This window comes from Saprospiraceae bacterium, assembly GCA_016719615.1.
Classification (GTDB): Bacteria; Bacteroidota; Bacteroidia; order Chitinophagales; family Saprospiraceae; genus Vicinibacter.
The window spans coordinates 1,396,094-1,412,964 of sequence record JADJYQ010000001.1 but is presented as its reverse complement, the minus strand read 5'-3'; the positions used below and the strand labels follow the sequence as shown (position 1 = coordinate 1,412,964).

Genomic DNA, 16,871 nt, shown 5'->3' with positions numbered 1-16,871 from the left:
GCATGTTATACAAATTCAGCTTATCATTTACATTTTTAGTATCAGGGCTTTTATGCGCACAAAATAATTTGCCAGTGCTTGTTCAAAAGAGCGTTGAAATCCAAGGCAACAGGATAACTGTTACTTTCGACGCTACAGACTCCGATGATCAATTATTGGAAATCCAATGCAAACTTTTTAGCTTGGAGGATGCCACATTACATGAAGAAATTGTGCCTATCCAAATTGGAGGTGACATCGGTTATCCAGTAATGCAAGGCCATCAAAAGATCGTTCAAATTACCATAGATCCACTTATTACATATAAAACTATCAGATTGGTTTTAAAAGTGAGCGACAGGGCAGCTTTGGATATTCAGGAATTGTTAGGACAAGTTGATACGGCTTCCTTGTATAATACAGTTAGTATTTTACAAGGCAGAAGGAACAATAATGACAAAATATTTTATGATGCTTCAAGAGATTATATTTTCAATCGCTTGAATGCTTCTGTTAAAACCAAAAAGCACATAGCCCAACAACCACCACTTCAGCTTATAAACATTGAAGGCACACAAACGGGATTTCAAAAACCTGAGGAAGTCATTATCATTGATGCCCATTACGACAGTTTTGGCTCTTCACCAGGAGCTGACGACAATGCTTCCGGAGTCGCAGGAGTTTTAGAAGCACAACGAATTTTGGCACCCTACTGTTCAAATAAAACATTGCGCTATGTCTTGTTTGATCTGGAAGAAGCCGGATTAATTGGAAGTTTGTTATACGTTTCAAATCAGGTATCTAAAAGGGAAAGTATTAAATCTGTTTTCAATTTTGAAATGATTGGATTTTATTCAGAAGAACCCAATACCCAGGAATTACCTACTGGATTTAACATTCTTTTTCCTGATGCCTATAACAAGGTCATACAAGATCAGCGAAGAGGCAATTTTATAACAAATGTGGCTAATACAACATCTTCTGGCTTGAAAAGTATTTTCGATCAGAGTGCTGCCACTTACGTTCCAACTTTAAAAGTCATTTCTGTTGAGGTTCCCGGTAATGGAAGTATAGCGCCAGACCTTAGAAGAAGCGATCATGCAAGTTTTTGGGACAAAGGAATCCCTGCACTCATGTTGACAGATGGCGCCAATTTTAGAAATAAAAAGTACCACACAGCAAATGACTCCCTGCATTATTTACATTTTGGGTTTATGTCAAATGTTATTAAATCAACCATTGCGAGTGTTATTCAGTTGGGCGAAGTGGAACATGCAAGTTGTCTTGAAATTCCAATTTCATTCCCAACCCATGTATCCAACGACAAAGGATTTAATTCTTATGTTTCAGCCTATAAACAAACACTCTACATAAGAACAAGCAGACATTTACAAAATGCAACGATATCTGTTTTTAATCCTGAAGGACAAGTATTGTATCAAAAAAATAATTTGGAATTGAGTCAACAAAGTACGGCGATGTCATGTGCTCCATTAAAAATTGGGATCTATTACATGCTCATAAAAAGTGGTAAAGAAATTTCCGTTTCAAAATTCGTTGTTCATGACTAACAATACAACAGTTCTTGGTTTAGGATCCAATCAGGGGAATAGAATTGAATCTTTAAAAAAAGCGGTGCATTTACTGAATGAAAAAGGAATAATACATCAAACGCATTCATCTTATTACGAAACAGAACCTTGGGGAAATCATCAACAGCCAGATTTTATAAATGCTGTCATTGTAGCCACAACTCATTTAGATCCTCAACAAATTTTAAAAGAAATTAACGAAATAGAATTAAGCATGGGCAGGACTCGAAATATCCATTATGGACCCCGTACTATAGATATTGACATCCTATTTTATAATCAATTGATCATAGAAACAAAATTACTTACCATTCCCCACCCTCAAATCCAAAAACGCAAGTTCGTACTCTACCCTTTGCAAGAACTTATTCCTTCTTATATACATCCAGTGCTTCAAACTAGTATTGAGCAACTTTCTCAATTGTGTAATGACCCATGCAGGGTTGTAAAATTACAATGGCATGAAACTGTTTCCTAACAAATATATTAGCATTGAAGGCAATATAGGAGCCGGCAAAACCAGCTTTTGTCAAATGATTTGTTTGGATTTTAATTGTAAAATCGTCCTTGAGGAATTTGCACAAAATCCATTTTTGGAATATTTTTATAAAGATCCAACACGCTATGCACTTACCGTTGAATTATTCTTTCTTACAGAACGTCAAAAACAAATTCAATTGGAAGTTTCAAGCACCGATTTATTTTACGACTTTACGATATCCGATTACACGATCCTAAAAAGCCTATTATTTGCCAGAGCCAATCTCAGTGCAGAAGAATACAAATTGTATTTCAAAATCTATACTGCGCTAACACACAGTTTACCAAAACCTGATCTGATCGTATATCTGCACAGAGATGTTCCTCAGGTTCAAAGCAATATTGACAAACGGGGTCGTTTATTTGAAACACATATCAGTAACGAATATTTATCAAAAATTCAGGAGAGTTATTTTTATTTTTTTAAAAATCAAACGCAACTACCTGTTGTTGTTATCGATTTGCACGATCAGGATTTTATTCATGATCAACATATTTATAATGAACTCAAAAGCATTTTGACTAAATCATATGCCCCTGGCTTACATCACATTAAAATCTTAAATACTTAAATTTATGAAATCATTTTTCTCTAACGTTTTTTCTTCTTGTCTGGGAACAATTTTGGCGCTGATTGCAGTTATATTGATCTTTACTGCAATTGGCGCAGGGATCATCGCCGGTGAAAAATCAGGTGTTGATATCACTGATTCTACAGTTCTGAAATTTGAATTTCAGGAACCCATTCCTGAACAAAGTAACAATATTCCGCTGAGTGGTTTTTCCCTCAATAACGAAGGAACTATAGGACTCAGGGATTTGGTTAAAACCATAGAAAAGGCCGGCAAAGATTCAAAAATCAAAGGAATATATATGAATATCAATTCCTCTGCAAACGGCTATGCGACCCTCAAAGAAATCAGGGATGCGCTTTTAAAATTCAAAGAAAGCGGCAAGTTTATTTTAAGTTACCACTTATTTTTAGATCACAAAAGCTACTACCTGGCCTCAGTTGCCGATGAAATCCATCTTCATCCCATTGGTTTTGTTGATTTAAAAGGGTTTAGTTATTCCATCCCGCATTACAAAGAATTTACCGACAAAATCGGTATGGATTTTAACATCTACTATGCCGGCGATTTCAAAAGTGCTACAGAGCCCTTCCGAATGAATAAAATGAGCGATAGTAACCGGGTTCAGCTACGTGAATACCAAAATGAAATATTCAACTATTACACTCAAGAAATAGCCGCATCAAGAAATATTAGTTTTGAAACTTTAAGAAATAATTTCGATCAATTTCTTAGTTATTCCCCGGACAAAGCTAAAGAACATAAGTTGATTGACATGTTGTCAAATGAATCTGATGCCTATCAGGCCATACGTACAAAACTGAGCCTTGACGACGCTGCCAAAATTAATTTCATTTCATTAAATAAATACTTTGAATCAAAAAAAGATGATGATGAAGATTATTCAAGTTCCAACAGGATTGCATTGGTTTTTGCAGAAGGAAGCATTAATGATGAATATGGCGAAGAAGGAGAAATAGGCAGAAAATATCTAAACGTTCTTCGCGACATCCGCAAAACTTCAAGTTTCAAGGCAGTAGTTCTTCGCGTGAATTCACCCGGAGGTTCTGCAATCATGAGCGATGATTTTCTGCAGGAAATAAAATTAATCAAACAATCAGGAAAACCGGTAGTGGTATCAATGGGCGATTATGCCGCTTCAGGTGGATATTATATCTCCAGTTTTGCGGATACCATCATCACGAATCCCTATACCTTAACTGGTTCAATAGGCGTATTTGCACTCATCCCCAACATGGCGAAATTATCAGGAGACAAAATAGGTATTGATTTTGATACTGTTGGAACCGGTGCATATTCTAATGCATTCCAACTAACATTTCCATGGGGAAGCATCGAGAAAAAGATCATGGAAGAAAATATTGAAAACGTCTATAATCGATTTCTCAATATCGTATCAGAGGGCAGAAACATTAGTATCGATGATGCCCGCAAGATTGCAAAAGGCAGAATATGGAGCGGCACCAGAGCTGTTCAATTGAATTTAGCAAATATGACTGGATCCCTTCAGGATGCAATAGTGCTCGCCGCAAGGATGGCAAGTGTTGAAAAATTCAGAGTCAGTGAGTTCCCTACTCAAAAAGATCCGATCCAAAAATTCATGGATGAACTTCAGGGAAACAAAGAAATTGAAACAAAAATTACAAATCGCCAAATTCAAAAAGAATTAGGCAAATGGGGGCCCGTTTATAAAAATCTAAATGATTTAGAAAAATCATCGGGTAAGGCCCAGATGAGGCTTCCATTGTGGTTACAACAATAAAAAAAAGTCTCCATTCTTTATGAATGGAGACTTTTCATTTTCTTATTAAACTGCTAATCGCTTAGTCAAGTATCACCATACGCTTCGTTGCAGTACGGTCGGCAGCATCCAGTTGATAGTAATAAATACCAGCACCTGGAAGATCGGATTTTTGAACTTTGATTGAGTTCAAACCTTTGTGCGCTTTTAATTGATTGAGATAAATTACTTTACCAGTTACATCATAGATACTAAGTTGCGCATCTGTTGATTCATTCAATTTAAAGCTTATTGTTGTTTCCTTGTCAAATGGATTAGGTGTATTCTGGTATAGTTCAAACACAGTAGTTTGTGTTTGTACATTTCCGGAACGTGCACTTAATTGAATATCCTTCACATTTAAACCAAGGTCATACGCTTCAATGCGTGTGATTGTATTGTTCAATGCAATTGCTGAACCAGCTTTCGCATTTGCCAAAACTATGAATTTCAAACTGAACAAGACTTCATTTTGAGTAGCCGTTGTTGCTTTTTGATCATTCCAGCTCATGGCCAACAATCCTTTATCAATGCTCTGGAATCCAAAATTTGCATCATCAAGACGAATTGCACCAGAAGCATAAGATTCAAAAGCAATTACTTTGTCATCGAATTGGAATGTCATCTGCATGCCGCTTATCTGATGAAAATCAGTAGCTTTAATATCCATTTGATAGGATTCTCCTGCAATCAATTCCTTTTCGTCAATGAATAAATTCAATGCATCTGAACGACCTGAAGCATTCAACAAACCACTGGCAGAAGCTGAATTGTTAACGTCTCCCATTTTGACTGCAATAAAATCAACTTTGGTAGATGGGTTTAAAGTAACAAAATTTTTCTCCGTTGGAAAATCCCATGGTTGTTGTGGATTGCTAAATGTAAAATCTGAAGGAATCATCAACCATGAACTCACTTTAGGAAATTCTGCATTCACACCAAGAATCAATTTACGAATTTCAGAGATGTCAGCAGCAGTCACAGAATAGGTCTTATTAACATCCGCAGCAATCATTTTATATGGGCTGCTTAATAATTCCATACCTAATATGTGGCGTTGAATTTTAACGATATCTGCAGTTGTTACACCATTTGCAGCATCATCCAATCTTCTGGATTTGATGTTATAGTTAGCATTCAAGCTCAAATCTCCAAAGAGATAATTACCCGTGTTATTGGTTGTTGATTGTCTTACCAATGCATTTGCATTATAGAGTTCCACTGCAGCTTTTGCTGTGAATTCTCCATTTTCTGTTTTTACAAATCCATTGACGTTGCCTGAATTTAAAGTCGGCGGATTCGGACAAATGTTTTGATTATCTTGTACGATAACTACAGTTGTACAATAGTCTTTATTGCCTTCTTCGTCTTCAACCCACATTTGAACTTCAATGGTAAGTTCATCCGCTTTTTGTTTAGCAACAAAATCATCACAACATACGCGTATACTTCTCTTGGATGTATCACCATCAAAATAAAATTTCAATTTATTCTTTGGTGTACAATTGTCAAAGCTGTTAAAATCAAGGTCTTTAGCCCAAATGTCTACACAGCCGGTTGTTGGCATTGGAACTGTTATGATTCCAGTTAAACAATAAGGAGTTGGAGCTTTACAATCTTTGATTTCGAATAACGTGCAAAATGTTCCAAGATTTCCGCATCCATCTTCTACATAGTAGCAAATTTTATGTACGCCTTCAGGATAAGTACCAGAAGCTTCAAATGGATTGTTATTGTCATCTGCGTATGGATTGTCATTAAATAATGGAGTGCGACCTGCAGCAAATTCTTTTTTAGTTAAAGGACCAACTGCTAAATCATTTCCAGAGTGGCTTCCATTTCCATCATTGTACAAGTCGATTTTGTACTCAAAATTCAACCAATCCTCAGGAGTACAGTTATCAGTAACTTCCGGTGTAATGCTCAGGTGACCATAACAAATACCATTTGTCTTTTCAGCTGGCTCACATTGTCCGATACTTATACCTACAACAGGTTTATCTAAATCACGAACTTTGATAATTTGGGTAAACTCCCATCTTCCATTTTCAGCAGAATAATTTGGATCATATTGACACCAATCAATTACTACCCATTTTCTCAGTATTTTAAAACATGCATCAGGTTCTATCGTAAACACTTCATCAAAATGCTCAATAGCAATCAGACTACATTGGTTTCTTGCACCAGACACCACATAAGGTTTACCAAGTAAAGGATTTTCTGGGCTGATATCAGCTCCACATCCTTGTATATAGGTACCATTTCCCTGGCAATCCGGCCATACGATATCGTCATTGTCATCACAGAAATTTGCTCTGTTCACATAGAATGGATCACAATTCACCACCCAGATCGTTTGCGTTGCAGTTATCACCTGGCCATTAGGACCATTTACAGAAATATCGCGCAATATCCTTCCCTGTCCGCATTCACGTAAATCTCGAACTTCAATATTTGGATTTGCACTGCATGAAGCTAGGATATAGCCATCAAAACCCCACACCAATTCATATTTATTATTTGGATGTGCAGGATTAAAGTAACTGTTATAATAATTGCATGCATTCGTTGATGCAGGAATTGGATTAGGAGGAGTTACAGGAATGTAACCGGGGTATCCCGTAATGTGGTTAGCATCACAATACTGGCTACAAACCATATCCGTGGTTTTTACTTTTGCCCTTAATGCCAGATCACTGACAATTTTACCAAACACATCGTTGTTTGGATTTTTAATAGCATCAATATCAAACCAAAACATACAACTCACTACTATATCAGGAGGTGCAACTACGGTTGGAATACTTTTATCTTGAACTTCAACTTCGACCATACAGTCTGAAAATCGTCCAAATAAATCACCACCTTGATTCATTCTACCTGGGTGAACAGGACCTGTTCCAGGATCGCGGTCATAAACTCGAAAAACTACCATTATTGATTTTCCGGCATCTGCACAGCAGAATTTAACAAAATCATCAAAGTAAATCTGATGGCCGTTTAAACGAGCATCATCATCTCCATTAGTACCGTTACAAGTTTGTATGTTGTTCCCTTCGCTTCCATTGTTGGTTCCTAAAAGTTCATCCATTCGGATCACTTTATAAAATAAATGCGGATTGCAATTATCGAATGAACCATCATCAAAAGTTGATGCAAATACTTTTGCAGTATTGTCACCTGGGCTTTGAGAGCCAGAAATTGTTACTACAGTTTTTTGATCACAAACTGCAGTTGGAGGAGTATTGTCTTGTACATCAAGGACAACTCTTCTCTCGGTAATATTACCGCAGCAGTCCTCTGCAACAATGTAAGCGTTTTGGATACCAAGAGGAAGATTTACCACGACATAACCTTGAACATCACTGCCCAAAACTGTTCCGCTCTCTACTCTTATTGAGTAACGGATGTCATTTGAACAATTATCAATAACCCATGCTGGAGCAACATCCCAGCGACCTTCGCATCTCCAAGGGTCTGTATTGATTACAAGGCTGTCAGGGTAAAGGACTGTAGGTGGAACCAAGTCCATGACTTTAATAATTTGATTTGTGTCTTTGACTTCTCCAGTACACCAATTCAATAATGTCCAAACCCGAAGTAATTTATAACAACCAACGGGCCCAGCATCACAACCTGGTTTGGTGATATCAATTCGTATATCGCGAAATGTTACTGCTATATTGGAACATCCAGAATTGCCCGGTTCACCAGTACCTTCCCACATAATGATATCGTTATCTCCCCAACAAGCGCCATTCGCCGGGTAGAATATCGGATGTGGATTTGGATGGCCTTCATAAGGTCCGGTAGCTATACAATTCCATCCTAATTTCTTAGGAACTCTTGCACCCGAACCAATGAAAATTGCCGAATCAATTAAATATCCATCTACACATTGTGGATAAGGCAAAATATGTGAAGAAACATTTTTAGAAGGATTGTATTTTCCATCACAACTCAATGCATATGTATGACCAGGTAAAACCAGGCCATCATAATTTAAAGGATAGGTAAGATTGTTCAAATCACCTAATTCAACCGTAATCGTTTGAATACAAGTATCTCTGTTTCCGGAACCATCAACTGCAATAAAATAACGGGTAATGATTCTATCATATCCGCTAATACAAGAACCTTTACTCACTACGTCTTTATACGTAAGTGTATAACCGCTACATCTTTCAAAAACAGACGGAGTCCCTGTAAATGCTGGATCTGTACTCTCAAAACATTCGATACTCAGATCTCTTGGACAATCTAATCTTGGAGGTAGTTTATCCTCCACACACACTTTTCCCCAACAGGAATTCCCTGTTGAAATTTCGCGAATTGTTACTCGCAGACATCTTCCTATTTGAGCAGCACCTAATTGTAAATAAGGTGCAACAGGATCTTCGTCCACAAGTTTATTCGTTTCCCAGTCCCTCGCAGTGACTTCATACAGAAAGTTGAATCCAAACTGCTCCAGCAAATGCTGTGGCAACACTGTTGCCTGGCAATTTTCATCCAAACTCACCTGTATGTGGTCATGACACACCATTTGTGAAACAAGGGCCTGGTCCTTTGGCTCATTTGCTGCATTGACTTGCAACACGACAAACAAAGCCGCCATAGGCATCAGACAATTCTTTTGAAACTGTCTTCTCAAATTAAGTAAGCATAGTCTAATCATACTCTTGGAATTTGTTATTGTACTCTTCATTAAAAAATTGCTTCATCTTGTCCGAAACAACAGCATAGCCGTTGCCAGGACAGTTGAGTACTGAGTGGTTACAAATAAAGTATGAGCTGTGGTTATAAAAATTGGGTGTTACTATTCTGATGGGTCTTGTATGAATGCAATAATTACATCTACAATGCCTTTAGAATCCTTATAGCGACAACACAATAATCTATCATTTGGAATAAGTCGTCAAGCAATTGATGATATTTATTTTACAGCCATATTTAAGAGTATTGATCTTAAAGCTGTAAAATATTTAACCCCCTGCTATTTTTTTAGCTAAGGGTTGAATCAAATTAAATATTTATTGATGGTAATGACTTACCAATAAGGGTAGGATTTTATGAAAAGAGAATCCGAGTATGGAATTCCATAATAATATTACCAAAACTGTGCCAATGTCAAAAAAAATGGGGATCATGTTAGTGATCCCCATTTACTTATGCTAAGTTATTTAGTTCATTAATCCAAAATAACCATCCTCTTCGTGGCCGTATGATTGGTAGCATCCAACTGATAATACAATACTCCACTGGCATTCAATTCAGACTTCTGTACCTTGATGGTATTTAAGCCTTTTGTGCCCTGTGTTTCATATACTCTCAATACTTTGCCGGTTACGTCATAGATGCTCAGTTTAACAGCTCCAGCTTCTGGTAAACGGTAACTTACTACGGTCTCCTTAGCGAATGGATTTGGAGAGTTCTGATATAATTCGAATACACCAGATTCTACAACTCCTCTTTCTGTGCGTACACCTAAGTTAACATCTTTGATATTCAATGATGCATCATAAGCTTCTGCCGCTGTAACATCAGAAGTGATTGCCAACAAGTTGCCAATACTAGCCTGATTGCTTGCACGGAACACAACTGTAAACAAGGTAGCATCTGCATCTATACTTTGAGCTACTTTGTTATTCCAGCTCGTAGTTAAAATGCCTTCCTGGATGCGGTTATTTCCAAAGTTGCTTTCATCAACATTTAAAACACCTGCTTCGATTCCTTCGAATGTCAATGCCTGACGGTCAAATCTCAAAGTAAACTGGTAACCAGAGATATTTGTGAAGTTGCTTGATTTGAATTCAACTTTGTACAGTTCGCCTGCAACAGTTGTGTTGTTTTCTACTTCAAGATTCAATTTACCATTACTTCTAGTGCTACTTCCAGCTACATTATGGCCCCTTGCATTATTGGTAACATCTCCCATTTTAACAGCAACGAAATCAGCAATGTGTTTTTCATCGTTTACAATTGTAACTCCGGCTTCTCGTGGTGTACCATTCCATGGAAGTGTTGGGTTCGGGAATACAAATGACTTAGGTATAAATGTCCAAGACTGAACTTTACTAAATTCACTTGCAACACCTAATACCAGTTTTCTAATTTCAGTAACATCAGATGCTGTAATACTTGAACTATTGTTCACATCAGCAGCTATCAATCTGTATGGTGTATTTAATGTTTCAATTCCGAGAATATGGCGCTGAATCTTAACGATGTCTGCAGTACTTACACCATTCACATGGTCATCATTTCTGCTGACTTTTACATTATAACTATTTGGCTCTAAATCACCAAATAAATACTGTCCAGCGTTTGTTGTCATCAATTCACGCTTCATGTTTGCAGAAACATATAATTGAACATTAGATAATTCCATTTCATCATCGTTCTCAGTTTTCAGATTACCTGAAATTCTTCCGTTGAACGAACCTGTATTTGGACAGATATCCTGATTATCCTGAACGATAACTACTGTTTTACAATAATCTGTATTGCCTTCTTCATCTTGAACCCACATTTGAACATCTACTACTAATTCATCATTAGCACCTGCTGCTACGAAATCTGAACAACAGATAGTGATTCCAGTTTTTGTAGGATCTCCGTCGAAGTAGAATAATAAGTCATCTGCATCTGTGCAATTGTCGAAGCTACCTCTGTCAAGGTCTTTAGCCCAAACAGTAACACAACCACTAGATGGCATAGGTACGGTAATAACACCTGTCAAACAGTATGGAGTTGGTGCTTTGCAGTCCTTCACTTCGAACAACTGACAAGTAATACCAACATTTCCACAACCGTCTTCAACGTGCCAGCAAATATTGTGTATACCTACCGGGTAAGTACCACTTGCACTGAATGGATCATTTTCATTGTCTGCATAAGGATTATCATGGAACAATGGTGTACGACCAGCAGCAAATTCTTTACGCGTTAATGGACCTACAACGGCATCTTTACCGGAATATGCACCTTTCCCATCGTTAAAGAAATCGATCTTATACTCATAGAATAACCAATCTAATGGGCTACAGTTATCTGTTGCATCAGCAGTAATGTTCAAATGTCCATAGCAAATTCCATTTGTTTTAGTGGCAGGCTCACAATCTCCAACAGTGATCGTAACAACAGGTTTATCTGTATCCGTTACTTTGATGATTTGTAAATACTCCCATCTTCCGTTGATTGGATCTAAACTAGGATCGTACTGACACCAGTCAATTACAACCCATTTACGCAGTATTTTAAAGCATGCATCTGGCTCAATAGTAAAAATTTCGTCAAAATGCTCAATGCTGATCAATGCACAAAGATCATCTGCACCATTTTCAACAACTGGTCTTCCTAATAAAGGATTATCAGGGCTGATGTTTGCACCACAACCAGCGATGGTTGTAGCTTGACCTGTACAGTTACCTGGCCAGGTAATATCATCATCAGGATCGCAATTGTCTGCACGATTGATATAGAATGGATCACAGTCAACAACCCAGATGGTCTGAGTAGCTGTTACGCTGATACCGTTAGGTCCGCGTGCAACTACAGTTCTGGTTAATTGTCCCTGACCGCATTCGCGATTGTCATTTACACTGATCGTAGGATTGTTTCCGCATGCGCTAAGAACGTATCCATCAAATCCCCAAGTTAATTCATGTTTTCTATCAGCGTGAGCTGTGTCAAATAATGAACGATAGTATTCACAAGCTCTGTTCCAAGCTGGTGGATTTGAAGGTGGTGCACCAGGTACGAATCCTGGGTAACCAGTGATATCATTTCTTACGCAATAGTTATAACATACTAAGTCATTAGTTACGACTTTCTTTCTATTTGTCAAATCAGTAACAACTCTACCGAAAGTAGGATCGTTAGGATCATCTAAATTGTCAACATCAAACCAGAACCAGCAGCTCACCACGATATTCGGCGGAGCAACTACTGTAGGTATGCTCTTATCCTGAACTTCAACTTCAACCATACAATCACTGAAGCGGTTGAATAAGTTTCCACCTGGGTTCATTCTTGATGGAGCAATGGGTCCGTCGCCTGTTTCGCGATCAAATACGCGGAAGACAACCATTACTGTTTGTCCAACATCTGAACAGCAGAATTTAACATGGTCATCGAAGTAAATTTGGTTTCCATCGAGGATTGCATTGTCATCACCATTGATTCCGGCACAATTGGTACCATCATCTGCCTGGTTTGCGTTGCTACCATTATTGGTTCCTCTCAAATGATTCATGCGAATCACTTTAAAGAATATGTGTGGAGCGCAATTGTCAAAACTTCCCTGATCGAAAGACTCTGCAAATACTTTTGCAAAATTTTCTCCAGGAGACTGATTTCCATTAATAGATACAACCGTTCTTTGTTCGCAAACTGCAATCGGTGGCACATTGTCTTGTACGTTCAATGCCAATCTTTTCTTGGTAATATTTCCACAGCAATCTTCAGCAATGATGTAGCCTTCCTGGATTCCCATAGGCATATCCACCACAACATAACCTGATGTTTCATTTCCTAAAACAGTTCCGTTTTCAACTTCAACTGTATAGTGAATTTCATTGCTGCAATTATCAACCAACCATGCTGGTGGAACTTCCCAACGACCGGTACATGTCCATACTTCCATATTAACAATAACGGTATCAGGGTATAAAACTTTAGGACCTTCGGAATCAGCAACTTTTATGATTTGGTTTGTTCCGCCAATCACGCTAGTACACCAATCCAAGACTGTCCATTTTCTTAATAATTTATAACAACCAACCGGACCTGCGTCGCAATTTGATGTTTGAATATCAATAACGATATCCACATAATTCACTGATAGATTTCTGCAATTAGCACCACCGGGATAACCTGTTCCGTGCCACATTACAATTTCATCTGGTCCCCAACAAACCGGATTTGTTGATCTCCAGCTAGGGTGCGCAGGATAATAAATTGGATATGGACTTGGGTGACCTTGATAAGGACCTGAATCCAAACAATTCCAACCCAATACTTTTGGCAAACGCTCGCCTGCTAAATCACCGGCGGGGCTTGGCAAGAAACCACCTGTGGCAAACCAATGTGCGGAATCAAGTAAATAACCATCCACGCAATATGGGTTAGGTAAGTAGTGCGGAGTAACATCTTTATCGTAGATTTTACCATCACATGATAACATTGGATTTTCGATATTATCCCAGCTCAATGGAACATCAATATCAGTAAGCGTTCCAAGGCTCACAGAAATATCCTGAATACAGGTACCTCTGTTTCCCCAAGGATCTATAGCTGTAAAAGTTCTTGTGATGATGCGGTCAAATCCACCAGCACAACCGATGTAGGTGATGTTGTCCTTATAAGTAAGCGTATAAGATCCACAATTTTCATCAACAACAGGAGATCCTGTGAAGCTTGGAGCAGTTGCTGAATAACAAGGTACGCAAGTATCTGCCGGACAAGCCAGGATTGGAGCTAATTTATCTTCTACAGTAGCGTGACCCCAACAAGTGTTACCTGTCAGTGGATCGCGAACAGTCAGTTTCAATTCTCTGCCAATGTCCTGATTGCCAACCTGAGCTCCTGGTACATTAGTTTGTCTGTCGACCAAGGCATTTGTAATCCAATCTCTGATCTCAACTATATAATCATCATAACATCTGTAAGGGCCACCTGTCAATACTTCATCAGCAGAAATAGTAGCAAAGCAATCTTCATCCAGACTTATTTGAATTTCATCATTACAAGCCAATTGTGTTACTGTATTAGCATATTCGTTTACACAAACATCAAACTGGCAAGTGGCAACATTTCCTTGGGCATCTGTAGCAGAATAACACAAAGTTGTACAACCAATCGGGAAATATGTACCCGGACCATATGGCGCTCCGCAAGTTTGAACGACATCTATCATGCCATTTCCAAATACGTAATCCACATTACCATTAAACATTCTTCCAGCGAAAGTACCTGATACCTGGAACCAAGTCGTTCCATATTGTACAAGACCTCCTACCAAATCAATCTTCAAGTTAGCATCACCTTGCTCAACTGTTGAGCAGGGAGCAATTGCATTTACATAATACTGAGAAACTCCAGGCAGAGCACCATAAATGGCAATACCCCTTCTTTCTCCCGGTGTCAGGATAACTGGAGTTGTAAAATCAAACTGAGTTAACAACCTTGGAATAGGTGGTGGGAAAGTAGACTGCCCAATTTTGACCATATCCCCAGCAACCTGTGTCCAGGCAGCAGCATTGTTTGCTACCGGCTGCCAGTTACCTGGTGCAGTTGTAGCATATATTCTATATAAATTTCCTACTCCATTATGAGGCATAAAGCTCAAACCTGTTACGCCCATGTTCATCGCACTTGCGTTCCGAATATTAAACATTAAACCTATATACAAACCGCCTGCAGTCAAAAAGTTATTTGCACCTAATGGGCAACCCATGGAAGTCATTTTGGCTCCCCGAAATTGGTCCCTGAACAGTTGTCCATAGCCATTAATGGAGGTGCGTCCCAAGAAGCTTCACACTCACCGGGTCCCAAATTTAGTATAACTGCTTTAGGGCAACCAATAATAACCGGAGGTTCAAGATCTCTGACTGTTACTGTAAAAGTTATAGTAATACAACCATTTTTTGCAGTCACAGTTGTAACGCCACCTCTGAAAGTGGGACCTGGAGGATCGAAAACAGCAGTACATCCCCTTGGAGATATGTAATCATTCAAATTGACATTTGCTTCGCAAGTTCCGGGAGCCATACTAACTGTAATGTTTGGCATGGAGAACCCAGGGCATGCGGGCGGAGGAGGTGTGAATAAAAAGCAATCTCCATTATTTAAAAACGAAGTATTAAAGCTTAACTGTGAATTTTCACGAGGCGTAGCAACTATATTTTCAAAACCTACAGTCGCGCTTAATCCTCTGTCAAATGCAACCTGCGTACCACCAAAAAATACATCCAAATATTGAAATTTAAACTGATTGCTGGTTTCATAAAGTTTCACCTGAAAGGTTACATGCTGACCGGAAACTTCGTTAAAGTGACCATTTTCAAACCATTCTATTGTGAAAATTCTATTCGGCGCAATACCATCTGTCCTAGAGTATATACCAGAGTTGGCAGATGGCAATGTTCCGGCACCTGAATCCAGGTCATCCCAAAAAGGATACATGGCAGCACCTATTTGTGTAGCTGCCGTAGGAAGTGCAGTATTTGTCAACGCTCTTGTAGTTCCCGTACTAGGAAGCACTATAAAACCGTTGTTACTTACTTTTATATTCGTGTAATTTACACAATAATAATTAAAGGTAAATGGCAGATTCACAGTAAAAAAAACGTCATCGCCACGACCTACTAAGGTCGTCCCAGCTTGCCCTTGAATCTGGACATAAGGATCTGTACAATTTGTACGTGTATAAAACTGGGCATGTGCGCTTGAGAAAGCGAAACATGCGATTAGCATGAGCATGATCTGCTTTAAAGATGCAGCAAATAAGCTATTTTTCATGAGATTGAGTTTTGGCTATTAATGGTTTATAAATGGGAAGGATTATATTTTTAGGAGATTGACCAGATCCTGGAATTCCTGCCTCCAATGTTTTCGGTTAAAGCGCATGAAAGCTTCCGTATCATTTGCTCCGTAACGGTTCACTTCATGATTTAAAAAGGCTGAAGTCACTGCATAAGAGGTAGTTTGAGGTATGATGGTCTTTTCATTGAGGAAATTAAAGGCCAGTTCATACAATTCCAACTTCGAATGTATGTCTGCAGTGGGGTTTGCATTGTAAGCGGTTTTTAAATTCGTCAATTCAACTTCGAGCAGCTGATTTGAGATTTCGTTCGACTTTAAAGCAGGTAATACGGACTGCGCCTGAAGTCCTAAAACCAAAAAAAGTGAAACAAAAAGGATGTTAATTCTTTTCATGAGAATATGGTTTAAATATTTTTTACAAACAATATAAACCAAAACTCAAGTTCAATCCACAGAGGATAACAAGCTGTTTTACATGGCTTTACACCATGAATACCGAATTTTGAATGACTGAAATCAACAGGATGCTTCGTCCGGAGATTTTCGCCTTAAGTTTTGGTTAAAATACATTTTAATGGACTGGCCCCTTCGAACCATTCCAATGCAAATGTAAAGTGCATTTTAACATTTCCAAAAAAAATCTATATAAAATAAAAAAAAATTATAAAATATTTATTTTCTGACCCTTAAATATGCAAATATTTGTAATAAGTACGGGCCTTTACAAGCTACTGTGTAAAATAAGAAAAATTTGTCTTAAATAACATTGTCAGACCCCTTGATTCATGCCGGATCTTTGTTTCCGAGAAGAGCTTAGATAAAATTTCACTCGCTTTTGGA

8 protein-coding genes are annotated in these 16,871 nt (G+C 38.2%); 4 read left to right on the top strand and 4 right to left on the bottom strand.

All coding sequences use genetic code 11. From position 1 onward, the window contains the following. Positions 1-2 precede the first annotated feature (2 nt). From IPM92_05780 to sppA, 4 genes are read left to right on the top strand one after another with little or no spacing between them, the layout of a single operon-like run. Entirely contained in the window at positions 3-1,550 is a 1,548-nt protein-coding gene (locus tag IPM92_05780; protein MBK9107889.1) for a M28 family peptidase, read from the top strand. Further along, positions 1,543-2,049: a 2-amino-4-hydroxy-6-hydroxymethyldihydropteridine diphosphokinase gene (folK, locus tag IPM92_05775; GenBank protein ID MBK9107888.1), complete on the top strand. Its 507-nt coding sequence runs from the start codon at positions 1,543-1,545 to the stop codon at positions 2,047-2,049. Before IPM92_05780 ends, folK begins: the two co-directional genes overlap by 8 nt. Then, the gene (locus IPM92_05770; protein MBK9107887.1) at positions 2,033-2,683 is read left to right on the top strand and encodes a deoxynucleoside kinase; all 651 of its coding nucleotides are present in this window, start codon (positions 2,033-2,035) and stop codon (positions 2,681-2,683) included. Before folK ends, IPM92_05770 begins: the two co-directional genes overlap by 17 nt. A 4-nt stretch (positions 2,684-2,687) precedes the next feature. After that, positions 2,688-4,466, top strand: a complete 1,779-nt coding sequence (gene sppA, locus IPM92_05765; GenBank protein ID MBK9107886.1) for a signal peptide peptidase SppA — start codon at positions 2,688-2,690, stop codon at positions 4,464-4,466. 61 nt (positions 4,467-4,527) lie between these two features. On the opposite strand, the gene IPM92_05760 is transcribed toward sppA, so the two are convergent. The 4 genes from IPM92_05760 to IPM92_05745 all read right to left on the bottom strand — a co-directional run bounded on the left by IPM92_05760 (position 4,528) and on the right by IPM92_05745 (position 16,424). Continuing rightward, positions 4,528-9,162, bottom strand: a complete 4,635-nt coding sequence (locus tag IPM92_05760; GenBank protein ID MBK9107885.1) for a T9SS type A sorting domain-containing protein — start codon at positions 9,160-9,162, stop codon at positions 4,528-4,530. A gap of 513 nt (positions 9,163-9,675) precedes the next feature. Then, positions 9,676-14,943, bottom strand: coding sequence for a T9SS type A sorting domain-containing protein (locus tag IPM92_05755; protein MBK9107884.1), 5,268 nt, complete (start codon positions 14,941-14,943; stop codon positions 9,676-9,678). A gap of 5 nt (positions 14,944-14,948) precedes the next feature. After that, positions 14,949-16,007 (bottom strand): hypothetical protein, encoded by a 1,059-nt coding sequence (locus IPM92_05750; protein MBK9107883.1) that lies wholly within the window; start codon positions 16,005-16,007, stop codon positions 14,949-14,951. A 42-nt stretch (positions 16,008-16,049) separates the two neighbouring features. Further along, the gene (locus IPM92_05745; protein ID MBK9107882.1) at positions 16,050-16,424 is read right to left on the bottom strand and encodes a hypothetical protein; all 375 of its coding nucleotides are present in this window, start codon (positions 16,422-16,424) and stop codon (positions 16,050-16,052) included. Positions 16,425-16,871: the final 447 nt, after the last annotated feature.